This window comes from Shewanella sp., from assembly GCF_041630135.1.
In the GTDB taxonomy this organism is placed as follows: domain Bacteria; phylum Pseudomonadota; class Gammaproteobacteria; order Enterobacterales; family Shewanellaceae; genus Shewanella.
Genome location: NZ_JBFKLW010000029.1, coordinates 22,544 through 45,434 on the forward strand (window position 1 = coordinate 22,544; position 22,891 = coordinate 45,434).

21 protein-coding genes are annotated in these 22,891 nt (G+C 52.8%); 9 read left to right on the forward strand and 12 right to left on the reverse strand.

Translation table 11 applies throughout. The features are described from left to right. Positions 1 to 44: 44 nt before the first annotated feature. The 7 genes from fadD to ABYK60_RS09895 all read right to left on the reverse strand — a co-directional run bounded on the left by fadD (position 45) and on the right by ABYK60_RS09895 (position 7,887). Positions 45 to 1,721 carry a long-chain-fatty-acid--CoA ligase FadD gene (gene fadD / locus ABYK60_RS09865; RefSeq protein ID WP_372871847.1) on the reverse strand — a complete coding sequence of 559 codons (1,677 nt, stop codon included), beginning with the start codon at positions 1,719 to 1,721 and terminating at the stop codon, positions 45 to 47. 166 nt (positions 1,722 to 1,887) lie between these two features. After that, on the reverse strand, positions 1,888 to 2,769 hold the full coding sequence (locus ABYK60_RS09870) for an alpha/beta fold hydrolase (RefSeq protein WP_372871848.1): 882 nt from the start codon (positions 2,767 to 2,769) through the stop codon (positions 1,888 to 1,890). Positions 2,770 to 2,935: 166 nt separating this feature from the next. After that, on the reverse strand, positions 2,936 to 3,745 hold the full coding sequence (locus tag ABYK60_RS09875; RefSeq protein WP_372871849.1) for a class I SAM-dependent methyltransferase: 810 nt from the start codon (positions 3,743 to 3,745) through the stop codon (positions 2,936 to 2,938). An 85-nt stretch (positions 3,746 to 3,830) separates the two neighbouring features. Then, positions 3,831 to 4,478: a M50 family metallopeptidase gene (locus tag ABYK60_RS09880; protein ID WP_372871867.1), complete on the reverse strand. Its 648-nt coding sequence runs from the start codon at positions 4,476 to 4,478 to the stop codon at positions 3,831 to 3,833. Between the two features lie 61 nt (positions 4,479 to 4,539). Further along, positions 4,540 to 4,869, reverse strand: coding sequence for a hypothetical protein (locus ABYK60_RS09885; RefSeq protein ID WP_372871850.1), 330 nt, complete (start codon positions 4,867 to 4,869; stop codon positions 4,540 to 4,542). Positions 4,870 to 5,013: 144 nt separating this feature from the next. Next, the gene (tsaB, locus tag ABYK60_RS09890; RefSeq protein ID WP_240590653.1) at positions 5,014 to 5,724 is read right to left on the reverse strand and encodes a tRNA (adenosine(37)-N6)-threonylcarbamoyltransferase complex dimerization subunit type 1 TsaB; all 711 of its coding nucleotides are present in this window, start codon (positions 5,722 to 5,724) and stop codon (positions 5,014 to 5,016) included. 117 nt (positions 5,725 to 5,841) lie between these two features. Further along, a complete protein-coding gene (locus ABYK60_RS09895) occupies positions 5,842 to 7,887 on the reverse strand; it encodes an ATP-dependent DNA helicase (protein WP_372871851.1) in 2,046 nt (681 codons plus the stop codon). A 461-nt stretch (positions 7,888 to 8,348) separates the two neighbouring features. Between ABYK60_RS09895 and hisG the strand changes: the two genes are divergently transcribed. From hisG to hisIE, 8 genes are read left to right on the forward strand one after another with little or no spacing between them, the layout of a single operon-like run. Further along, entirely contained in the window at positions 8,349 to 9,242 is an 894-nt protein-coding gene (hisG, locus tag ABYK60_RS09900; RefSeq protein ID WP_372871853.1) for an ATP phosphoribosyltransferase, read from the forward strand. A 3-nt stretch (positions 9,243 to 9,245) separates the two neighbouring features. Next, positions 9,246 to 10,553: a histidinol dehydrogenase gene (gene hisD, locus ABYK60_RS09905; RefSeq protein WP_372871854.1), complete on the forward strand. Its 1,308-nt coding sequence runs from the start codon at positions 9,246 to 9,248 to the stop codon at positions 10,551 to 10,553. Continuing rightward, positions 10,550 to 11,638, forward strand: coding sequence for a histidinol-phosphate transaminase (hisC, locus tag ABYK60_RS09910; protein WP_372871855.1), 1,089 nt, complete (start codon positions 10,550 to 10,552; stop codon positions 11,636 to 11,638). Before hisD ends, hisC begins: the two co-directional genes overlap by 4 nt. Positions 11,639 to 11,657: 19 nt before the next feature. After that, positions 11,658 to 12,725 carry a bifunctional histidinol-phosphatase/imidazoleglycerol-phosphate dehydratase HisB gene (hisB, locus tag ABYK60_RS09915; protein ID WP_372871856.1) on the forward strand — a complete coding sequence of 356 codons (1,068 nt, stop codon included), beginning with the start codon at positions 11,658 to 11,660 and terminating at the stop codon, positions 12,723 to 12,725. Between the two features lie 36 nt (positions 12,726 to 12,761). Next, complete coding sequence (gene hisH, locus ABYK60_RS09920; RefSeq protein WP_372871857.1) at positions 12,762 to 13,505, forward strand: imidazole glycerol phosphate synthase subunit HisH; 744 nt, start codon at positions 12,762 to 12,764, stop codon at positions 13,503 to 13,505. Continuing rightward, a complete protein-coding gene (hisA, locus tag ABYK60_RS09925; RefSeq protein WP_372871858.1) occupies positions 13,502 to 14,239 on the forward strand; it encodes a 1-(5-phosphoribosyl)-5-[(5-phosphoribosylamino)methylideneamino]imidazole-4-carboxamide isomerase in 738 nt (245 codons plus the stop codon). Before hisH ends, hisA begins: the two co-directional genes overlap by 4 nt. Beyond that, a complete protein-coding gene (gene hisF / locus ABYK60_RS09930; RefSeq protein ID WP_372871859.1) occupies positions 14,221 to 15,000 on the forward strand; it encodes an imidazole glycerol phosphate synthase subunit HisF in 780 nt (259 codons plus the stop codon). Before hisA ends, hisF begins: the two co-directional genes overlap by 19 nt. 6 nt (positions 15,001 to 15,006) lie before the next feature. After that, entirely contained in the window at positions 15,007 to 15,633 is a 627-nt protein-coding gene (gene hisIE, locus ABYK60_RS09935; RefSeq protein WP_372871860.1) for a bifunctional phosphoribosyl-AMP cyclohydrolase/phosphoribosyl-ATP diphosphatase HisIE, read from the forward strand. A 31-nt stretch (positions 15,634 to 15,664) separates the two neighbouring features. Here hisIE and ABYK60_RS09940 read toward each other — a convergent pair whose 3' ends face one another. The 5 genes from ABYK60_RS09940 to pheS form a co-directional block, all read right to left on the reverse strand. After that, positions 15,665 to 16,645: a diguanylate cyclase gene (locus ABYK60_RS09940; protein WP_372871861.1), complete on the reverse strand. Its 981-nt coding sequence runs from the start codon at positions 16,643 to 16,645 to the stop codon at positions 15,665 to 15,667. Between the two features lie 56 nt (positions 16,646 to 16,701). Then, entirely contained in the window at positions 16,702 to 17,628 is a 927-nt protein-coding gene (gene lpxM / locus ABYK60_RS09945; RefSeq protein WP_372871862.1) for a lauroyl-Kdo(2)-lipid IV(A) myristoyltransferase, read from the reverse strand. 81 nt (positions 17,629 to 17,709) lie between these two features. Continuing rightward, a complete protein-coding gene (gene ihfA / locus ABYK60_RS09950) occupies positions 17,710 to 18,006 on the reverse strand; it encodes an integration host factor subunit alpha (protein ID WP_126167093.1) in 297 nt (98 codons plus the stop codon). Between the two features lie 3 nt (positions 18,007 to 18,009). After that, positions 18,010 to 20,397, reverse strand: a complete 2,388-nt coding sequence (pheT, locus tag ABYK60_RS09955; RefSeq protein ID WP_372871863.1) for a phenylalanine--tRNA ligase subunit beta — start codon at positions 20,395 to 20,397, stop codon at positions 18,010 to 18,012. Between the two features lie 15 nt (positions 20,398 to 20,412). After that, positions 20,413 to 21,396, reverse strand: a complete 984-nt coding sequence (pheS, locus tag ABYK60_RS09960; protein ID WP_372871864.1) for a phenylalanine--tRNA ligase subunit alpha — start codon at positions 21,394 to 21,396, stop codon at positions 20,413 to 20,415. A gap of 425 nt (positions 21,397 to 21,821) precedes the next feature. Here pheS and ABYK60_RS09965 point away from each other — a divergent pair. Beyond that, positions 21,822 to 22,891: methyl-accepting chemotaxis protein (locus ABYK60_RS09965; protein WP_372871865.1), on the forward strand; the 1,070-nt coding region annotated here is incomplete at its 3' end.

Genomic DNA, 22,891 nt, shown 5'->3' on the forward strand with positions numbered 1-22,891 from the left:
AAATAACCGAACATTAAAAAACCGGCTTTACGCCGGTTTTTCTATCACGCCTTGTTAAGCTCTTCGTTTCTTAGCTCACGGCGCAATATTTTGCCCACGTTGGTTTTAGGTAACTCGTCCCTGAATTCTACCAGTTTGGGGATCTTATAGCCCGTTAAATGATGTTTACAATGCTTGATAATATCGCCTTCGGTCAAAGATTTGTCTTTGGCAACGACAAACACCTTCACCACTTCACCGCTTACTTCGTTGGGCACACCAACAGCAGCCACTTCCACCACCTTGGGATGCATGGCAATCACATCTTCCACCTCGTTGGGGAACACATTAAAACCGGATACCAGGATCATGTCTTTCTTACGGTCGACAATGTAGAAGAAGCCCTGTTCGTCCATGTAACCGATGTCGCCGGTGGCAAGCCAGCCGTTGGTATCAATCACCTTGGCGGTTTCTTCCGGACGCTGCCAGTAACCTTTCATGACCTGAGGGCCTCGGGCATACAGCTCACCGGTTTCACCCTGAGCCAATACCTTGCCATCGTCATCACGCACCTGCATCTCTGTAGAAGGTGCTGGGAATCCGATAGAGCCATTGTAACCTTCAAGGTTATAAGGGCAGCAGGTCACCAGAGGTGATGCTTCCGTCAGACCATAACCCTCCAGCAGCCGGGTTTTTGTGATGTTTTGCCACTTATCAGCCACAGCCCGCTGAACTGCCATGCCGCCGCCGATGGAAAGCTTGAGGCGTGAAAAGTCCAGCTGAGTGAATTCTTCATTATTCACCAAGGCATTAAACAGGGTGTTCACCCCGGTGAGCGCAGTAAAAGGATACTTTTTCAGATCCGCAATAAACGCAGGAATATCGCGGGGATTGGTGATCAGCAGGTTATTGGCGCCCTTGTGCAGGAACAGCAGACAGTTCACCGTCAGGGCAAAGATGTGATACAGCGGCAAGGCTGTAACCACAAACTCTTTGCCATCGACCAGCAGCGGCGCGTAGGCACCATTGGCCTGCAACACGTTGGCTGTTACGTTGCCGTGGGTAAGCATGGCACCCTTGGATACCCCGGTGGTTCCGCCGGTGTACTGCAAAAACGCCAGATCGCTGTTGGTCAGCTCGGGTTTTACATATTGCAGACGGCGGCCTTTTTGCAGCGCCTTTCTGAATGAAATGGCATGGGGCAAATCGTACTTGGGCACCAGCTTTTTGATGTACTTCACCACAAAGTTCACCAAAGTGCGCTTGGGTGCACTCAGCAGATCGCCAAGGCCGGTGACAATAACGCTCTCCACCGGAGTCTCATCCACTACTTCTTCCAGCGTGCGGGCAAAGTTAGACACGACAACAATGGTTTTGGCACCAGAGTCAATCAATTGATGCTTAAGTTCCCGCGGGGTGTAAAGGGGATTGACGTTAACCACCACAAGCCCGGCGCGCAGCACACCAAAGAGCGCAATGGGATATTGCAGCAGGTTCGGCATCATCAGCGCGACGCGATCGCCCTTTTTCAGACCGAGCTCGTTTTGCAAATAAGCGGCAAAGGCGCGGCTGCGCTCTTCGAGTTTGCGGTAGGTCAGCACGGCGCCCATATTGATAAAGGCGGGCTGATCAGCATAGTCACGTACCGCCTGTTCAAACATGGCGACCAGACTGTCAAAACGGCCTGCATCTATGTCGGCAGGCACATCATGTGGCAAATGATTAATCCAAGGCTTGTCCACAAAAATCTCCTAAAACCCCGAGGTAACGGTGAGGCTCGAATACGGCTGGAGAGATCACCGATACGGTTGTTTTAACTTGTTATTATTAAATTACGCTTGAAATCATACGAGCGTTTAAATTTTTGACAATCATCACACAAATGAGCAAAAAAGCCCAGCCTCTTTTTTACCCCTGCGCCTGGGATGCCAAAAACGCGTTAATGGCCGCCGCGCACGCTTGTGGATGGGTCATGTGCAAATGATGATCGCCCGAGAGCTGCACCTGAGTTAAGTTTTGATACAAAGGAGCACTAAGCTCAAACAAGGTTTTCAGTTGCTCATAGCCACTATCGCCCATCAGCAGCAAACTCGGCAGCGCAAAGCCCCGGATAAAAGCTTCGCCGTGGGCTGGCGTTAGCCGCATGGGTGAATCCAGTTTAAGCCTGGGATCTGTTTTGGCCACTACCCCAGCTTCAGTAACGGTAAAATTGCGCCGAAGCAGCAGCTCACAGGCCGCTTTATCAAGCCCGGTCAGACGATGTCTTGCCTCAATCACAGTATCGAAACTGGTGTAAACCTTAGGCTCCGAAGTACTGGTAACCCATTGCCAGTGACTATCAAAACTTCTGGCAAGTCGTTCAGGGGTTTTCCCCGGCCGTTCAGTTAATGGTCCCAAGGCCTCAATCAGCACCAGTGCGTCGGTCGCATCCGGATGGCTGCCAAGATAGGCTGACGCCACAATGCCACCGAGCGAGTGGCCGATAATCGCCCTGGGCCTCACTCCCTGCCCTTTAAGGTGCATCAGCACCCCATGTAAATCATAAAGATAGTCAATCCAGTGCAATGGGTAGCTACCGGGCCTGTGCTGCGAATCTCCGTGGCCCGGCCAATCAATGGCGAGTAGCCGGTAATCCGTTAACACTTCGGCGAGCGGCGCAAAGCTGCTGGCGTTATCTAGCCAGCCATGCAGTGCCAACAACAGCGGTTTATGAGCATCACCATACTCTGTTGCCGCCAGTTGTATATGCGGCAGTTTGAGCGTTAACTCTGTTACGGCAATGGTGTTCATGGCAAAGCTCCCTGCCCCCTGCATGTCAATTCGTTGGCAATTCTCTTTTGCGGCTCAGTTCTCACGCGCTGCCACTGCCTCACAAAAAAACACCGGCACTTTGGCCGGCATTATCCCATGGTCGCAGAGCGATTACCTGTTATTTATCCACAAAAAACGCCAAGACTCACTTGGTTGTCGCTTTTACGAACTTTAGGGTCATACGATCGCTCTCACCGATGGCAAGGTACTTGTCCTTGTTCTGCTCACCAAGGCGCAGCGATGGCGGCAAGGTCCAGACACCCTGCTCATAATCCTTGGTGTCTTTGGGGTTGGCGTTGATTTCGCTTTTGGCTGCCAGCACAAAACCTGCAGTCTCTGCAAGTTTAATCACCTCAGATTCTGTCATGTAACCCGATTTGAGGCTCATGCCTTCGTTTGCCCTGTGCTCCACCACACCGAGCACGCCGCCTTCTTTAAGCACATCGAATGCCGCGGCAAACATGGTTTCAGCCTGACCAGCCATGGCCCAGTTGTGGATATTGCGGAATGTGAGCACCACATCGGCGCTGCCACTGTCACCAAGGGCAGTCTTATGCGGTGGGTCAAAAGTCACCGTTTTGGCGTTGCCGACTTTAGCAGCGTTGGTTTCAATCCAGCTTTCCAGCGCTTTACCAAGACGAAGTTGATAAGCTGGATTTTTCGCCTCTGGGGCAGGATTGGTTTCAAAGTTAGCCGCAATATACTGGCCGTTTCTGGCCAGCAGAGGCGCAAGGATCTCGGCGTACCAGCCACCACCTGGCCAGAGTTCAATCACCGTCTTTTGGCCATCAACACCGAAAAAGCTCAGGGTTTCACCTGGGTGGCGATACTTATCCCGCTCCATACTCGATGCCTGACGCAAATCGTTCTTCAGGGCTTCATCAAGGGTGGTGGCACTGGCCGCACCGCTTAATCCAATCAGCGCAACCACGGAGGCCGCTAACAACGTCTTCATCCTGTTCTCCTTGAATTTCATCAGCCTATCCCGGCGGGAAGAGACCTCGAAGCTACCAAGGCAAAGCAGAATTGCCAAGACGGATTCATATTTTGTTGCAATTACCTGGCCCAGCACCTGGACCAAGCACCCGCCGCCAACACAGCCACAGACACCCGGCGGCAATCAGCAGCCACAATCCAATCCACACAAATGCCGGCACCCAGATGAGCCCGGCGAGCAGCTCTGCATCACCCTGACCATCGAGCCCCCATAGGTAGGTGGGGCTTTTGATGGCATTGAGCAGCACAATCAGCGCCATAAAACGCAACATGGACACCAGCCAAGCAGCGCCAGCGAGTTTTAACGGCAGAAAAAACAGCCCCGAAAGCACAATCAGAATGCCAATGGTCAGCACATCCCGGGCATAGAAGAGCAGTACCACCAACACAAGTGCACCCAGTAGTGTAAATGCAGGCCGGATCCCCTTTGGCCAGCTCGCCATCATAAACAGCAGCAACCCCCACAGCGCGGCCCCGGCGTATCCGGCAAAGCCAATCAATACCGGGCTGCCACCTGCTGAGAAGCACAGTCCCGCGCCATTGGGAAAAAGCTGGATATGACTGACCACGCCGCCCGTGATCAAGGTTGCCAGCGCGTGGGATAACTCATGGAAAAAGCTTTCAAGCCATTTAAAGGGCACGCCAAGATAAGGCACGTAAGTCACGGCGCCGGCAAGAGCGAGCAGCACCATAAACTGCAAGGGACTGTTGGCTGGGGCCGTCTCGGGGATAGCAGCAAACTCTGCGCGCGGTTCAGGCATAGAGATCCACGCCCACCATGGCACGTATTTCCTCGCGCCGCTGAGCATGTTGATTCAAAAGATATTCGGAAATGGCTTCACGGGAACGGCCGGGGATGTCGTAATCGACGCTCCCCTGACCATCCTGGTATTCTTGCAGTAAAAATTTCGCCGACTCGCCCCGCTCACGGGGAAGCTGACCACGGCTATCAGTTGCCGTAGTAGCGCTTGTCTTACCGTGCTCGCCGTTTTGTGCGGCAGGATTTGACAGCACACCCGCGGCCCCGGGCAACTTAATGCCCCGGGCAGAAAAGAATTCAAGCTGTGCCGATTGAATATGCACCGCCAATCACTCCTTTACTCTGGGTGTGGGAAACCTGCTTACCAAGCGCGCTAATTGGAGAGCGCGCCAATGGGGTTTCCGGGAAAGCTTCCAGCGAAGTCCGCCTACTAAGCCACAAAAGCGGCACACTTGTTCGCGTCGCGACTATTCGCGTCCCGGCAATTTCTTCCACGCCACCGTATCACGAAGATACACAGGCTCCAAGTCATCCACTGCGGTGTGCAGGCCACGGGCAATGCCGTCCCTTGCTAATGTGAGCATAGCTTCGGCGGCAGGAAATTTCACCTCAGCACTAAGCTCCAGGCCATGCCCAAGAGTCAAAAGCTCAGGATAGGTATCAAAACCCGTGCCACAGGCCAGTCTGACGCCATCAGATACCTTCACCATTGACGGTGGCAATACAGTTTCTTCGCCCACCAAGGTTGCCACGCCATCCTGCATCCGGTACTCACCCACATAGACTTCAGACATGCGCGCATCAATAGCGCACAGCACCCGGGTTTCACCGCTCTTTTCCATCGCTTCCTGCGCCATGGCGGCCAAGGTAGAAATACCAATCACCGGCAGCTCGCGACCAAGTGCCAAGCCCTGGGTCATGCTGGTACAGATACGAATGCCGGTAAAACTGCCGGGGCCACGGCCGTAGGCAATGATGTTGACATCGCTAATGCTGAGCCCGGCCTCGTTTAACAGCCCATCAATCATGGGCAGCAAGCGCTGGCTGTGCTCACGGGGGGCATCAGCCATATCGGCATAGGTTTCACCCTTGGCAAAAAGCGCGGCAGAGCAAGCTTCGGTACAGGTGTCGAGCGCGAGGATCACCGGATTGTCCGGCAGTGCAATAGGCTGCGTCATGGGGTATGAGTTTCCAAAATCGTTGGCCACAGAAAGGGGGCCCAGTCGGTCATTGCGATGATTTTACCCGATAAACCGCCGGCCATAAAACGGCTAAGACCAGCAGTCGGATTAAATTCAGTCAATTGCCTCTAAAAATGCGCATGCAGCATCCAGGTCACGGGTACGTGCCATCGGCGGCAAAGATTGCAAAAATGCCTGACCGTAGGGCCGATTCACCAGACGGTTATCGCAAATCACCAGGACGCCGCGATCAGTTTCATCGCGGATAAGCCTGCCAGCACCCTGCTTCAGGGCAATCACCGCCTGGGGCAGCGAAATTTCCAGAAAGGGATCGCCACCTCTGGCCTCCACCCGACTGGCGCGGGCTTTGTAGAGACTGTCATCCGGTGAGGCAAAGGGCAACTTATCGATAATCACGCAGGACAGCAGCTTGCCGCGCACGTCTACCCCCTCCCAAAAACTGCCGGTGCCAAGCAGCACCGCTTCACCCAACTGTCTGAATTTGGATAGTAATTGCTGCTTACCGCCCTGCCCCTGAACCAGCAGTGGATAGTGGCAGCGACCCACCAGGGAGCGGGCGACGGCCTCCATCATCCGGTGGCTGGTAAAGAGGATAAAGGTGCGCCCCTTGGCGGCCTTAATCAGTTTCAGACACACCTCGGTGAGCTGGCGCACCATGGCATCCTGATTGGCAACGCTGCCAAGACGGCGCGGCACGCACAACAGGGATTGCCTGGGGTAATCGAAGGGGCTGTCGAGCAGCACTTCTTTGCACATTGAGGATTTGGCACCAGCAGTACTGGATTGGGTGCGAGTGGATTGAGCAATGCTGGATTGAGTCCGGCTGGATTGAGAACGCTTGGCTGAAGCTGGTACTGGCGATGTCAGCCCAAGCTCACGGGTAAAAAACTGCAGGCTGCGCTCCACCTGCAAAGTCGCCGAGGTAAACACCCAGGCGGTGTCTTCGCTGAACAACTCACGGCACGCCTTGGCAATATCGATGGGGGAAATACGAAGCATCAAATGGCGCTCACCGATATCGATACCATAAGCAGAACCAGGATCATCACAGGCAATAAAACGCTCGAGCTTTTGCTTAAGCTCCGGTAGCTTAACGGCAAAATCATCAAGTGGCTCACTGCGCCCCACATTGGCGAGCAGCAGAGCTTCCAGTGCCGAGAGTTCGCCAATCAGCTCACCTGCGGCCAATGCTGCTGTTTTATCTTTAAGCAGTTGCCTGAAATCACTGCTGCCTGCATCAAGCAGGCAATTTTGCCAGGCATCCAACTTAACCCGGGCACGCTGCGGCAATAGCTTAAGCCCCTGGGTATCGCCAAGCTCACCTTCGGTGAGCCGCTCTATGCCATCAAGCAGCCGTCGCAAACTGCCGGTGGAAAGCTGAGAGCCAAAATACTGAATGGCGATATCAGGCAATAGGTGCGCCTCATCAAATATCACCGCATCCACATCGGGTAAGAGTTCGGCAAAACCTGTGTCTTTCAGCACCCTGTCAGCAAAGAACAAATGATGGTTCACCACAATCAATCGGGCATTCATTGCCCGGGCACGGGCTTTACGGGTAAAACACTCATCATAAAAGGCGCAGCGCTGACCGGTGCAGCTATCCTGAGCACTGGCCACCAGACTGATAGCGCGGGCATCTTCGGCCACTCCGGTCAGATTACCAAGGTCACCATCTTCAGTGGCTTGTGCGAATTGATTGAGCTTCAGTAAATCATCCAACAGCTTCTCATCGTGACTGAAAGCCGCATCCATCTGCGCAGCCATTAGCCGCTGGCACAAATAATTGCTGCGCCCCTTCAAAATGCTTACCGGAACGCTGAGATTGAGCATCTGCAAGAGTGCGGGGAGATCTTTGTAAAACAGCTGCTCCTGCAAATTTTTACTGCCGGTACTGACTATCACCTGCTTGCCACTCAATAGCGCCGGTACCAGGTAGGCAAAGGTTTTGCCCACACCTGTACCGGCCTCCAGCACCAATTTATGGGTATAGCTTAAGCAAGATGCCACTTCCTCTGCCATCTGCTGCTGCACCTCACGGCGCCGATAACCACGAATAAAACGTGACAGCACCCCATCTTCATCGAAGACGGCTTGGGTGCGGACTATCAGGTTGTTGGCAGCGGATTGGGAAGACAAACAGGCTCCGATGTCGGGGGAATTCAGCGCTGGGTTGAGTGCATTATGCCGATTTCACTGTCTGTCACAAGCGCAGCAAAACAAAGCCAGCAAAACAGGCATGTTCAACGTGAATATTCATGCAAAGCTGAACTTTTTTAATGTTGACGAAAAACACCCTTGCAAAGCGTCCCCAAAGTCATTAGTGTAAAAAGCGTCCGATAAATTCGGCCAGACAGCAAATGTAACGAGCGCACGGCGCCAGACACAGGATTAACGACACATGTTCCAGCTTTCGACTGCCAAGCACCATCATCACCATCATAAGCGGTAGCCTTCGGAAGCTCACTGCCGAAGGTGCATTCCTTCTGGCGGTCATGATCTAAAGTTTCAGGACAACCCCCGGAAGGAATTCCGGGGGTTTTTCTTTGCACCAAAGCTTTTGATTTTAAACATTACTTTAGATACCAGGATATTTCGCCATGACTGCCAGACTGAGAATCGCCATCCAAAAATCCGGACGCCTGTCCACCGAATCCCAACAGTTGCTGAAAAGCTGCGGGGTAAAATTCAGCGTGAATGAACAGCGGCTTATCGCCCACGCCGACAATATGCCCGTGGATATCTTGCGGGTGCGTGACGATGACATCCCAGGTCTGGTGATGGACGGCGTAGTCGATTTGGGCATAGTCGGTGAAAACGTGCTGGAAGAAGAGCAACTTGAGCGCGAGTGCCTCGGCAATGCCGCGAAAGTTGTTAAGCTCAGACAATTGGACTTTGGTGCCTGCCGCCTGTCGCTGGCGGTACCCACCGAATTTGTTTATGGCGATGCAAGCTCGCTGGAAGGCCTTAGGATCGCTACTTCCTACCCCAACCTGCTACGACGTTTTATGCAAAATAAAGGCATATCCTATCAGGGCTGCCAATTAAAAGGATCTGTAGAAGTGGCGCCCCGTGCCGGTCTTGCCGATGGTATCTGCGATCTGGTGTCGACCGGTGCTACCCTCGAAGCCAACGGCCTATACGAAACTGAAGTCATCTTCCGCTCCATGGCTTGTATTATTCAGTCCACCACACCACAAAGCGATGCCAAGCAGGCACTTATCAATAAAATCCTCTCCCGGGTTAATGGGGTTATCCGTGCCCGTGAAAGCAAGTACATCCTGCTGCACGCCCCAACCGAAACGCTGGAGCAAGTCGTCGCCCTGCTGCCCGGCGCCGAAAACCCCACTGTGCTGCCGCTCAATGATGAGACCAATCGGGTTGCCATCCACGCGGTCAGCACCGAAGACCTGTTCTGGGACACCATGGAAGAACTGACCGCTCTTGGCGCCAGCTCGATTCTGGTGATGCCAATCGAAAAAATGATGGGGTAAACGATGGAAACCTTGGTCTGGAACTGCTTAAACGAGGATGCCAAGCGCCAGGCACTGTCCCGCTCACCTCTGGTGGGTGACGACAGTCTGGCGACATCGGTCAGTGACATTCTTGACAATGTGAAGCGTGGCGGCGACAAGGCCCTGATTGAATACGCGGCGCGCTTCGACAATACCCAAATTGATACGCTGAGGCTGAGTGCTGAGGCCATCGCGGCAGCCTGCGAGCGCGTCAGCCCCGAGCTTAAAGATGCCATCAACGCCGCCCGCGCCAATATTGCCCGCTTTCACAGCGCCCAGCAGTTCAGTGAAATCAGCCTGGAAACCCAGCCGGGTGTTCGCTGTGAGCTTAAAAGTGAAGCTATTGAAAAGGTGGGGCTTTATATTCCCGGCGGCAGCGCACCCCTTATCAGCACTGTGCTGATGTTGGCAGTGCCTGCCTCTATCGCTGGTTGTACCAAGCGGGTGCTGGTAAGCCCACCGCCCATTGATGACGCCATTCTTTACGCGGCCAGCGTGTGCGGCATTACCGATGTGTTCCAGATAGGTGGTGCCCAGGCAATTGCTGCGCTCGCCTACGGCAGCGAAAGCGTGCCAAAAGTCGATAAAATTTTTGGCCCCGGCAATCGGTATGTGACCGAAGCCAAGGCCCAGGTGGCAAGGGATACCCAGGCTGCCGTCACCATCGACATGCCAGCCGGTCCTTCCGAAGTGCTGGTAATAGCCGATGATACGGCCAGTCCTGAGTTTATTGCTGCCGACCTCTTATCTCAGGCAGAACACGGCAGTGACTCACAGGTGATTTTTATCACCGACTCCAGCGCCCAGGCCAAGGCCGTTGAAGCGGCACTTGAGCGCCAGCTTGCGTTGCTGCCACGAAGAGATACCGCAGAAGGTGCGCTGTCATGCAGTCGCATTATCATGACTGATACCCTGGATGAAGCTGCAATGGTCTCCAACCTCTATGCCCCGGAGCACCTGATCATTCAAACCCGGGAGCCAAGGGCGCTGCTGCCACGTATTCGTGCGGCAGGGTCGGTATTTTTAGGCGCCTTTACGCCGGAATCAGTTGGCGACTATGCCTCAGGCACCAACCACGTGCTGCCCACCTACGGTTACAGCAAAACCGTCTCCAGCCTGTCGCTGGCTGATTTTTGTCGCCGCTTTACGGTGCAGGAATTAACTGCGGACGGACTGAAAGGACTTGGTCAAACTGTGATGACACTGGCTGCGGCCGAGTCACTGGATGCCCACAAAAATGCGGTAAAAGTAAGGCTTGATGCCATCGCACGTGAGGAGAATGGTCAATGACATCTCAGGTAAACACAATTCCAGCGGATAGCCTGGCTGCCCGCCTCGCTCGCCCTGAGCTTTTAAGCCTGGAGCCCTACCAGAGCGCTCGGCGCATCGGTGGCAGCGGCGAAATTTGGGTGAACGCCAATGAGTCGCCCTTTAACCGCACCGGCATTGATGGCGCCAACCGCTACCCGGAGTGCCAGCCACCCGGGCTGATTGCCGCCTATGCGGCGTACGCCGGCGTTGCGGCCAATGAACTGATATGTGGCCGCGGCGCCGATGAAGCCATTGAACTGCTTATTCGCACCTTTTGTGTGCCCGGCAAAGACAGCATCGGCATTTTCAGCCCAACCTATGGCATGTACGCCATCAGCGCGGCCACCTTTAATGTGGCGGTCAATACTCTGCCTTTGGCAGAAGACTTCAGCCTTCCTGACGACATATCGGCCTTAACAGGCAGCAAATTGGTGTTTGTCTGCAACCCCAATAACCCAACCGGCACCCTGCTGTCGCTTGGTGAAATCGCGCGGGTGGCGAAAACCTTCCCCGATGCGCTGGTGGTGGTTGATGAAGCCTACATCGAATTTGCCCGCAACCCAGACGGCTCACCCGCCCAAAGTGCCACAGGCTTGATGGCAGAATTTGAGAATCTGGTGATTTTACGCACCCTGTCAAAAGCCTTTGGTCTCGCCGGTGCCCGCTGCGGTTTCCTGCTGGCAAGCGCCTCGGTGTGTGAACTGGTGATGCGGGTGATTGCGCCCTATCCTGTGCCTGTGCCTGTATCAGTGATTGCTGAAAAAGCCCTTTCCGTGCAGGGCGTCGCCCGAATGTGCGCCGATGTGGTACTGCTGAATAAGCAAGGCGCAAGACTCTCGGCAGCGCTCACAGATGCAGGCCTTCGCGTCATGCCAAGCGGCGGTAACTATGTGCTCGCCTTCAGCAATGATGTGGAAGCACTGGCCGCAGCTCTTGCAAACGCCGGCATAGTCGCCAGACGCTACAGCCACCCAAGGCTTAAAGATGCCATTCGCATCAGCTACACCAGCGAACAAGAGACGGATTCCATTATCGAGGCCATCGGCCGCATCGACAGCAAATAATCATAAGGACAGAGTACCCATGCCCCAGAAAATGCTTTTTATCGACCGCGATGGCACCCTGATTGAAGAGCCGGTAACAGATAAGCAGGTCGACAGTCTAAGCAAGCTGGTGTTTGAGCCAAACGCCATTCCCGCGCTGCTGCGGCTGCAAAAAGCCGGTTATCGACTGATTATGGTCAGTAATCAGGATGGCCTCGGCACCCCATCTTTCCCCCAGGAAGATTTCGATGCGCCCCACAACCTGATGATGCAGGTTTTTGAAAGTCAGGGCGTTACGTTTGATGAGGTGCTGATTTGCCCGCACTTCAATGATGAAAACTGCAGCTGCCGCAAACCTAAACTCGGGTTGGTTAAATCCTTCCTGACCCAAGGTCTGGTGGATTTCACCGCTTCGGCTGTGATTGGCGATCGCGACACCGATGTCGAGCTTGGCAACGCCATGGGCATCAGGAGCTTTAAGTATCAGCGTGAAACCCTCGGCTGGAGCGCCATTGCCGATGCGCTGCTCGCCAAAGGTCGCTGCGCCACAGTGGTGCGCACTACCCGCGAAACCGACATTCGGGTCACAGTTGATCTCGATACCCCCGGCAACAATCAAATCGACACCGGCATCGGCTTTTTCGACCACATGCTCGATCAAATCGCCACCCACGGTAATTTCAGCCTCAAGCTCAACGTCGATGGCGACCTTGAAATTGACGATCACCACAGCGTGGAGGATACAGCGCTGGCGCTGGGGGATGCACTGCGCCAGGCCCTGGGTGACAAGCGCGGCATCGGCCGTTTCGGTTTTGCCCTGCCCATGGATGAAGCCTCGGGTCAGTGTTTGATGGACATCTCGGGTCGGCCGTTTATCAAGTTTGATGCCAGCTTCAGCCGCGATAAAGTGGGCGAAATGGCTACCGAAATGGTGCCGCACTTCTTCCGCTCCTTCGCCGACGGCCTGCGCTGCACCTTACACATCGGCTGTGATGGCGATAACGATCACCACAAGGTAGAAGCCCTGTTCAAGGTACTGGGCCGCACCCTGCGCCAGGCTGTTGCCATTGAAGGTGATGCCCTGCCATCGTCAAAAGGCGTGCTCTGACGTGAGAAGGAATGCTTTGATGAGAGAAGGAATGCTTTGATGAAAGAGTCCATTATATCGGCCGGCTCCGCGGCTGAAGCAGCCGCAAGCGCCGATTTGGTCATCATTGACACCGGCTGCGCCAATCTAAGCTCGGTGAAGTTTGCCTTTGAGCGCCTCGGCGCAAAGGTGTTGGTAAGCTGCGAGCCGGATGTCCTTCGCGCCGCACCAAGACTGGTACTGCCCGGCGTTGGCACGGCAGCGGCAGCCATGGACGCCCTGAGAGCCAGAGAGCTTGATAAACTCATTCCAACCCTGCGCCAGCCGGTGCTCGGCGTCTGCCTTGGGATGCAGCTGTTGATGACCCGTTCACACGAGCGCGGTGCCAAGGGTGAAGATATTGATTGCCTTGATATTATCCCTGGTGAAGTTCGCGAATTGGATGCACGCAGCCAACCTTTGCCCCACATGGGCTGGAATCAGCTTAAGGTGTCCGGTCACCCGCTGTTTGCCGGCATTGAAGCTGGCGAGTGGGTGTATTTTGTGCACTCCTTCTGCGCCCCCGAGTCCGCAACCACCATCGCTAGCTGCCAGTATGGCGAAGCCTTCAGTGCGGCAATCGCCAAAGATAATTTTATGGGAGTGCAGTTCCACCCGGAGAAAAGCGCTGCCACCGGCGCCAAAATCCTGAAAAACTTTCTGAGACTCACACTGGCCGACCTGGGGCTTACAACTGCTGAACCGGGGCTTATTGAAAATTCACCGGCGCAAGCCAATGTCGACACCTTGGAGCAATCATGATCATTCCTGCAATCGACCTTATTGAAGGTCAGGTGGTGCGCCTGTTTCAGGGCGATTACGCCAAAAAGACCGAATTTTCTCTGGATCCCAAAACGCAATTGCTGAGTTATCAGCAAGACGGCGCAGCGCTCTTGCATCTTGTTGATCTGACCGGCGCAAAAGATCCCGACAAAAGGCAAACCAAGTTAATTGAAGAGATTTCCGCCGCTTTGTCCACCCCGCTGCAGGTTGGCGGAGGCATTCGCAGCGCCGCTGACGTTGATGCCCTGCTGGATGCGGGCGTTGCCCGGGTTGTGATTGGCTCGCTGGCGGTCAAATCACCCGAGGTAGTACTGAACCTGTTTGATAAATATGGCGGCGACGTCATTTGTCTTGCCCTCGATGTCAATATCGATGCCCAGGGCAACAAGATGGTGGCAGTTCACGGCTGGCAACAGGGCGGCGGAAAGTCGCTGGAATCCCTGGTGGATACCTTTATGCCCGCAGGCCTTAAACACGCACTGGTAACCGATATCAGCCGCGATGGCACCATGACCGGCGCCAACACAGCGCTTTACCGAGAACTGGCCGCGCGCTTTAGCGATGTACAGTGGCAGGCCAGTGGCGGCGTCGCCACCCTGGAAGACGTAAAAGCCGTGAGGGAATCCGGAGCCAGCGGCATCATTATCGGTAAGGCACTGCTTACCGGCGTATTTACTGCAAAGGAGGCAATTGCATGCTGGCCAAACGCATAGTGCCTTGCCTCGATGTGAAAGACGGCAAAGTGGTTAAGGGCGTGCAATTTCGCAACCACGAGATTGTTGGCGATATAGTCCCCCTCGCCGCCCGCTACGCCGAAGAAGGTGCCGATGAGCTGGTATTTTACGATATCAGCGCCAGTGCCAAAGGTGCCGTAGTAGATAAATCCTGGGTTAGCCGCATTGCCGAGCGTATCGACATCCCCTTTTGTGTGGCTGGCGGTATTAGAACGGCAGCTCAGGCGCGGGAAATTCTGGCCTACGGCGCCGATAAAATTTCCATCAACTCGCCTGCCCTGTCGGATCCCAACCTTATTCGCAGGCTGCACGATGAATTTGGTCGCCAATGTGTGGTGGTGGGTATCGACAGCTTTTATGATGCAGGCAGCGGCAACTACACCGTAAAGCAGTTTACCGGCGATGAAGCCGCCACCAAAGACACCCGCTGGCACACCCTGGATTGGGTTGAAGAAGTGCAGCGCCAGGGCTGCGGCGAGATAGTGCTGAATGTGATGAATCAGGATGGTGTGCGTCAGGGCTATGATATTGAGCAGCTGCTGAAGGTAAGGGCCATCTGCGATGTGCCGCTGATAGCCTCCGGCGGTGCCGGCACCATGGCCCACTTTGCCGAGGTGTTCATCGATGCCCGGGTTGATGCCGCACTTGCCGCCAGTGTGTTTCACAAAGGCATTATCAATATAGGTGAGCTTAAACAATTCCTTGCATGTCAGGGGATTGCCATCAGGTTAACGGAGTAATGGCCCATGGCTGACGAAACCCTTTTAAACCGTCTCGACTGGGACAAACAAGACGGACTCATTCCCGCTATTGTGCAAAACCACTTAAGCGGCAAAGTGCTGATGCAGGGCTATATGGACAAGGCCGCACTGGAAAAGACCCTGCAGACCGGCATGGTCACCTTTTTCAGCCGCAGTAAGCAGCGGCTTTGGACCAAGGGCGAGTCGTCCGGCCATGTGCTGAGCCTTATCAGCATTGCCGCCGACTGTGACAACGACAGCCTGTTAGTGCAGGTTCTGCCCAAAGGCCCAACCTGCCACACAGGCACAGAGTCATGCTGGCCAGATGGCAACCACAGCTTTATTGCCGCGCTGGAAACCTTAATTAAGGCCAGGAAAAAAGCCTGTGATGCCGGTGAAGGTGGAAGCAGTTATACTGCTTCCCTGTTTGCCAGTGGCACAAAGCGCATTGCCCAGAAGGTAGGTGAAGAAGGTCTGGAAACAGCCCTTGCTGCCGCCACTCATGATAAACAAGAGCTGGTTGATGAAGCCTCGGATCTGCTGTTCCACCTGATGGTACTGCTTGAAGATCAGCAGATGACATTAAGCGATATAACTGAAAATCTATATAGAAGGCATATACAAGCAAAGTAACAATATGGGGGCTTGCATCAGCCCCCAATTACTATTGATTGTCATGAATTTCATGATGTTGCCGCTTCTCACGGTACATATTTGAATCTGCATCCTTCAGCAGAGCCTCCAGACCTCTGGGAACCGATTCGTTATACCTCGCCGTGCCACAACTGAACTCCAATTGGTATCCCACCGGAATAGACATATTATGGTTAACTAAATTTTGTCTTAGCCGATGCAGGATTCCAATTGAGGGCGAAAGCGTGTGGTCATGGCTTACCAGAGCAACAAACTCATCACCACCAAGGCGTGCTATAACATCATATTCACGAAACGCATCCTTCAAAATGGAAGCAAAAGCCTTTAACGCCTCATTTCCTTCGTGATGCCCAAAACGGTCATTAATTTCTTTAAAGTAATCCAAATCAAAGAAAAAAAGGGTGGCATCCTGTTTTTGTCGCTGGCATTTCGCAAAACATTGCTTGGCCAGCAGTTCAAAACCAAGCAGGTTACTCAGCCCTGTCAGAGGATCCAATGTGGCAGTTTGTATCGTTTCAAGTTCTGACACCACTAACTTGCCTAAATCTTCCAGGTCTTTATAGGATTCAGCGTCAAATTGCCTGGGCCTTCTGTCAATAATGCAAAGCGTGCCCATTCGATAACCACTGCTCAACGTCAAAGGGAAACCCGCATAAAATCGAATATAGGGATCACCCCTTACCAATGGATTATCCGAAAACCTGTCATCTCCCAGCGCATCTTCAACAATAAAGATATCCGACTGCATAATGGCATGGCCACAGAAAGAGATATCTCTGCTTGTTTCTGTGGCAGAGAGTCCCAAGCATGACTTAAACCACTGCCTGTCCTGATCTACCAAACTTATCAAGCAGATAGGTACATCAAACAGCCTTCTAGCCAGGCGGGTCAGCCGGTCGAATCTTTCCTCAGCTTCCGTGTCGAGAATGCGTAGGCCACGGAGGGCTTCTAATCGCTCAGTTTCATCGAAGGGAATTGGGGCGGTCAACATGGCGTCTCCGGATGGTAGGCATACCCTCATTATAGTTGGCCACAACAGTTACGTCTTTAGTTGTATATCGAATCTTCGCCTTCAGGCCGGGTACGGAGAAACTTTAAAAACCACATATATTGTTCAGGGTAGGCAGTGATGACTTCCTCAACCGCTTTGTTAAGTGCCAGCGCTTCGTTTTCTTTGCCCGCCATATTCGACGCTTCAATCGGAGCCAATACTGTCAGGACGAATTGATGGGATTTATCGTTATAACCAATGCTGACAGGCATAACACGGGCTTTACCGGCAGCGGCAAGACGCCCTACAACAGGCAGTGTCGCTTTTGTTGTTGCAAATAACGGAGCAAAAACACTCTGATCCGGCCCTAAATCTTCATCGGGTAAATAAAAGAAACTGTTCCCTTGTTTCATTTCAGTTATCAATACCCTTAATCCAGCCTCCCGCATATAAACACGACCACCGAGGCGGCTTCGAATTCGATTGGAAAACCAGTTAAAAAGCTCATTCCGGTGTGCTTTGGCCATGGTCACCATGGGCAACTCCAAATTGAGTCTAAGTCCGGCGTAATCAATACCCCATACGTGTGGCATGATAAATATAATCGCTTGGCCAGCATCCCGGGCAGACTTCACATTCTCAAACCCGTTAATCTGGACCCGACGACGTAAATGTTCTTTACTTCGAAATAGCAACTCTGCCTGTGCAATTAAAATAACTACAAATTGCGCCACATTTTCCCGTATCAACGCCTCGACCTCGACGTCAGATTTTTCAGGAAAACAGGCACGAATATTTGCTCTGGCTACCTTGATTGGTTTTTTGGCAATTCTGAGCACCAGCCTGGAAAGTGCTCTGGCAAAGGGATCGCGAATGACGGCTGGTGTGACCCCAAACAGAAACAGAACCCCTATCGCTAGCCAGGTTCCCCACAACCGAGGGTGTAAAAGTCCCCAATAAAAACGTCGGTCGAAATAACGCATCTACTTGCTTTAAGCCTCTTTTTAACAACAAAAACAGGAAAGCCACTCGAATGAGTGGCTTTCCCTCGGTGTGTTTCGATATTACTTTTCTGAATTGGCCGTTTCAACACGGCTCTTCAGTTTCTGTCCGGGACGGAAAGTCACTACGCGACGGGCAGAAATCGGGATATCCTCACCGGTTTTTGGATTGCGCCCCGGTCTTTGGTTTTTATCCCTAAGGTCAAAGTTACCAAAACCAGACAGCTTGACCTGCTCACCACTTTCGAGGGCGGTTCGGATTTCTTCGAAAAACGCCTCTACCATCTCTTTCGCGACCCGCTTATTAATACCAAGCGTTTCAAAAAGATGCTCTGCCATTTCGGCTTTGGTAAGTGCCATACTTTAATCCCTCAACGATGCGTTGAACTCGGACTTGAGGGCCGAAACCACAGTATCTACTGCTTCTGCGATTTCTTTTTCTTCAAGTGTGCGAGTGTTGTCTTGTAACGTCAGTGCGATAGCCAGGCTCTTTTTACCGGGCTCAACACCTTTACCCTGGTATACATCGAACAAGTTTACGCCAACCAACTGATTTTCGCCAACTTTTCTTATCACTTTTATCACATCGGCTGCTGCAAGGGTTTCATCCACTACCACAGCGATGTCGCGACGGTTGGCCGGGAACCTAGACACAGCCTGGGCTACAGGCAAGTTGGCGGTCAGCAGCGCGTCCAATTCCAGCTCAAATACGATGGTTTTGCCGTTCAGGCCAAATGGCTTTTCAAGGGTCGGATGCACGGCACCAATGTAGCCAATGACTCGATCATTTCTCAGTATTTCAGCACATTGGCCTGGGTGAAGGGCCGAATGTGTCGCTCTTCTAAAGCTAAATTCTGATCCTGAAACTGTCAAGCCAATAATGGCCTCCAAATCGCCCTTAAGATCGAAGAAATCAACGGTTTTGCTCTCCATCGACCAATGTTCATCACTCTGGGGGCCCGCGATCACTGCACCGAGCATGGCTTGCTGCCTTACGCCGGATTCTGCATTGGCATCAGGCACAAAGCGCAAACCTGTCTCAAACAGGCGTACACGCCCCTGCTGACGCGCCTGGTTATAGCCTACGGCATTCAGTAATCCGGTGAACATGGACAGGCGCATGGCCGACATTTCACTGGAAATTGGGTTAGGCAGGATCATCGCCTGCGCACCCGGGTGTACCAGTTGCTGCAATTTAGGATCAACAAAGCTATAGGTAACTGCTTCCTGGAAACCACGGGCAACCAGCAAACCACGCACCTTTTTCACGCTGATGGCGGATTCTTTATGATCAGACATACGCAGCGCGGCTATCGGCGCCTTGTTGGGGATGTTGTTGTAACCGTAGATACGGGCAACTTCCTCAATCAGATCTTCTTCAATTGCCATATCAAAGCGATAGGTGGCTGTAGTAACCTGCCACTGCCCTGCTTCGGCTTCAACACCAAAACCGAGACGGCTGAGGATTTCTTCCACATCGCTGTCAGGAATAACATGACCGAGGGTTTTATCCAGCTTGGCGCGGCGCAGTACAATCTGCTTAGCTTTGGGCAGGAATTCATCGGCTTTGGCTTCACATACTGGGCCAGCTTCACCGCCACAAATGTCCAGCACCAAACGGGTGGCGCGATCCATTACCTTGTGTTGCAGTTCAGGGTCAACACCACGCTCAAAGCGGTGAGATGAATCTGTGTGCAGACCGAGTTTACGAGCCTTGCCCATAATGGCCAATGGTGCGAAGAAGGCGCATTCCAGCAGAATGTCCTGGGTTGCTTCACCAACGCCTGAATACTCACCACCAAACACACCAGCCAACGCCAGCGCTTTGCTGCTGTCGGCAATCACCAGGGTATCGTTTGGCACAGTGATCTCGCTGCCATCGAGCAGCGTGAGTTTTTCTTCACCGTTGCCGTAGCGCACTTCAATCTTGCCGTCGACTTTGGCAAGGTCAAAGGCATGCATTGGCTGACCAAATTCAATGAGTACATAGTTGGTGATGTCGACTATTGGGTCAATTGAGCGAATACCGCTGCGACGCAGCTTCTCTTTCATCCACTCTGGCGACTCGGCCTTGACATTCACATTACGAACAACGCGCCCCAGATAACGTGGGCAGCCTTCAGGCGCGCTCAGGCTGATGTCGATACCCTGCTCGGTGGCAGGCACAACCGCTTCCCAGCTGGGTTCACTGACTTCGGCTCGGTTCAGCACACCCACTTCGCGGGCCAGACCGGCCATACCGAGGCAGTCTGCACGGTTGGAGGTCAGATCAACGTCGATTACTGCATCGTTCAGGTCGAGGTATTCACGGATATCGGTGCCAATAGGCGCATCCAGCGGCAGCTCAATAATGCCATCGCTTTCGATATCAATACCCAGCTCGCTGTAGGAACACAGCATGCCTTCAGAAGGTTGGCCACGCAGTTTGGCCTTCTTGATTTTGAAATCACCGGGCAGCACGGCGCCCACGGTAGCCACGGCTACTTTGAGGCCCAAACGGCAGTTTGGCGCACCGCAAACAATATCCAGCAACGCATCGCCGCCCACGTTGACCTTGGTCACACGCAGTTTGTCTGCATCCGGGTGCTGGCCACATTCAACCACTTCACCCACAAATACGCCGTTAAAATCGGCAGCCACCGCATCCACACCGTCCACTTCCAGGCCGGCCATGGTGATTTGATGGCTCAAGTCGTCACGGCTGATGGCTGGGTTTACCCATTCACGAAGCCAGGATTCACTGAATTTCATTACTAATTTGCTCCGTTATTTGAATTGCTTGAGGAAACGCAGGTCGTTTTCGAAGAAGGCGCGCAGATCGTTTACGCCGTAGCGCAACATGGTCAAACGCTCAACGCCCATACCAAAAGCAAAGCCGGAATATTTCTCAGGGTCGATGCCCACACTGCGCAGTACGTTCGGGTGTACCATGCCGCAGCCCAGCACTTCGAGCCATTTGCCATTTTTGCCCATCACATCCACTTCGGCAGAGGGTTCGGTGAAGGGGAAGTAAGATGGACGGAAGCGCACCTGCAAATCTTCTTCGAAGAAGTTACGCAGGAAGTCATGCAGTATGCCCTTGAGCTCGGCAAAGTTCACATGCTCATCCACCAGCAGGCCTTCAACCTGATGGAACATCGGCGTGTGAGTCATATCATAGTCGTTACGGTATACACGGCCCGGAGAGATAATTCGCAAAGGCGGCTTCTCGTTTTCCATGGTGCGGATTTGCACGCCGGAAGTTTGGGTACGCAGCATCACCTTGGGATTAAAATAAAAGGTGTCGTGATCGGCACGGGCCGGATGATGCTCAGGAATGTTCAGTGCATCAAAGTTGTGGAAGTCATCTTCAATTTCGGGGCCGTGCTTCACGGTAAAGCCAAGTTCACCAAAAAACGACTCAATACGTTCGATGGTGCGGGTTACCGGGTGCAGTCCGCCGTTTTCCAGGGTGCGTCCGGGCAGAGTCACGTCGATTTGCTCTGCGGCCAGCTTGGTTTCCAGTTCTCGGGCCTTGAACTGTTCAATTTGCTCTGACAGAGCTTTCTGCACTGCCTGCTTAGCGTCGTTAACGGCTTGACCAAACTTGGGCTTTTCTTCCGCACTCAGGGTGCCCATGAGTTTCATCATATCGGTGATCCGGCCTTTTTTGCCCAGATAGTCAACCCGAATATCATCCAGAACCTTCAGATCCGGCGCCTGTTCAATGGCGGCCAGAGCCTGTTCCACAATCTCTGTTAATTGCTGCATTTTCTCTTCCACTGCATTTGCCCCCATCTTTCTTTTGCCAGGGGAATTCACGACATGTCGACGTTCTTTGCCGCTTGATTTGTCAAAAAATAACAAAAGAGGGAAATTTTACGGTAGTCGAATGTATTTGACTAGGCATAATTGGCGTTAAGATCGGAAAAAAACCCGTATTTTCCGACGCCTTTCAAAAGATAGCATTTGTACTTTTATACCTGCGTAACACTTTTAAGTTACTGGATCACTGGCGAGCCATGTTGGTGAGATGTAAAATTGTTGCTGTGCTCTATGCTGAGAATACTCTACGACAACATATTGAATAAAAAGTATTCATATACAAGCATAATCCAGGCTGCAACAATAAAGTTCTCCTCAGGGAGACCGATACACATAGGGTCACGCGCAGCCACGCCTACCAGAGGTAATCGATGAAAGAAGTGAAATTTCGTTGGATAGATCAATATCTCATCCACATGACGCTAAAAACCAAATTTGCCATTCTTGCAACAGTCCCTGTAATCATGTTGCTAATTTTGGCTTTTGTATTGAACGTTCGCTTCAGCGATACGCTAGTTCAAAGTCATCTTGACCGAGCCGCAACACAAGTAGACTTAACGAATCAGGTGGTTACACAGGCTCTTAGCTTACTTCCCGAAGACAAACATCAATCCTTTCTTCAGAGCCTTCCATTCGATACCCGTGTGGAGTCAGTTAACAGTATTGATGGAAAGAGTGCTCAGCTGGCTCGTAAGGGAGGGGGAACCTTTGAGGAGCGTGGCCAATACAAAGTGGTAAGTAGTGTAGGCAATAGCCAGTACGTCACCATTCAAAGTATTTCAAGCAAGGACATACAGCTATCGACAGACGATAACTTGTTATTTGTAGGTGGCGCTGTCGCCGCTTGCCTTATTATCATCTTCCTGTTCAGCTACTATATTTCAACATTTGTGGGCGGAGCACTCTACACCACAGTCATGGCGCTGAAACGCGCCGCTGATGGCGATCTGGCCAGTCGGTTGAACTTTTTTGAAGTAAAAGATGAATTCAGTATTCTGGCTGTCAGCATTGATACTCTGGTGGAACGTCAACATAACCTGGTGAAAAACATCAGTTCCGCCACATCACAAATTCGTAATGTGGTAGACGCTTTCCGTAACAATGCCCGAAACGGCCAGGCATTGGCAGCAAATCAGCGAGCCCACCTCGATTCACTGGCCACTGCCATGGAAGAAATGACAGCTGCGGTTCGGGAAGTCGCAGGAAACGCTGAACGTTCATCACTGGAAACTCAAGAGGCCAATCAACAGGTTGCTGCGGGTTCGGCTGATATTGCCACAACAGTTGCGGCTATCGGCCAGTTGTCGAATGAAATTGCCACTGCAGCCGATGCCGTTACTGTTTTGAATGAAAACGCCAGTCGAATTGATGAAGTGGTCACCACCATTAATGCCATTTCAGAGCAGACCAACCTGCTTGCACTGAACGCTGCCATCGAAGC

Bases quoted from the DNA above. Each gene is read 5' to 3' on its own strand.
- ABYK60_RS09870 (WP_372871848.1), bottom strand. From the start codon at position 2,769: ATGAACACCATTGCCGTAACAGAGTTAACGCTCAAACTGCCGCATATA.
- ABYK60_RS09875 (WP_372871849.1), bottom strand. From the start codon at position 3,745: ATGAAGACGTTGTTAGCGGCCTCCGTGGTTGCGCTGATTGGATTAAGC.
- ABYK60_RS09880 (WP_372871867.1), bottom strand. From the start codon at position 4,478: ATGGTGCTGCTCGCTCTTGCCGGCGCCGTGACTTACGTGCCTTATCTT.
- tsaB (WP_240590653.1), bottom strand. From the start codon at position 5,724: ATGACGCAGCCTATTGCACTGCCGGACAATCCGGTGATCCTCGCGCTC.
- hisG (WP_372871853.1), top strand. From the start codon at position 8,349: ATGACTGCCAGACTGAGAATCGCCATCCAAAAATCCGGACGCCTGTCC.
- hisD (WP_372871854.1), top strand. From the start codon at position 9,246: ATGGAAACCTTGGTCTGGAACTGCTTAAACGAGGATGCCAAGCGCCAG.
- hisC (WP_372871855.1), top strand. From the start codon at position 10,550: ATGACATCTCAGGTAAACACAATTCCAGCGGATAGCCTGGCTGCCCGC.
- hisB (WP_372871856.1), top strand. From the start codon at position 11,658: ATGCCCCAGAAAATGCTTTTTATCGACCGCGATGGCACCCTGATTGAA.
- hisA (WP_372871858.1), top strand. From the start codon at position 13,502: ATGATCATTCCTGCAATCGACCTTATTGAAGGTCAGGTGGTGCGCCTG.
- hisF (WP_372871859.1), top strand. From the start codon at position 14,221: ATGCTGGCCAAACGCATAGTGCCTTGCCTCGATGTGAAAGACGGCAAA.
- hisIE (WP_372871860.1), top strand. From the start codon at position 15,007: ATGGCTGACGAAACCCTTTTAAACCGTCTCGACTGGGACAAACAAGAC.
- ABYK60_RS09940 (WP_372871861.1), bottom strand. From the start codon at position 16,645: ATGTTGACCGCCCCAATTCCCTTCGATGAAACTGAGCGATTAGAAGCC.
- lpxM (WP_372871862.1), bottom strand. From the start codon at position 17,628: ATGCGTTATTTCGACCGACGTTTTTATTGGGGACTTTTACACCCTCGG.
- ihfA (WP_126167093.1), bottom strand. From the start codon at position 18,006: ATGGCACTTACCAAAGCCGAAATGGCAGAGCATCTTTTTGAAACGCTT.
- pheT (WP_372871863.1), bottom strand. From the start codon at position 20,397: ATGAAATTCAGTGAATCCTGGCTTCGTGAATGGGTAAACCCAGCCATC.
- pheS (WP_372871864.1), bottom strand. From the start codon at position 21,396: ATGCAGCAATTAACAGAGATTGTGGAACAGGCTCTGGCCGCCATTGAA.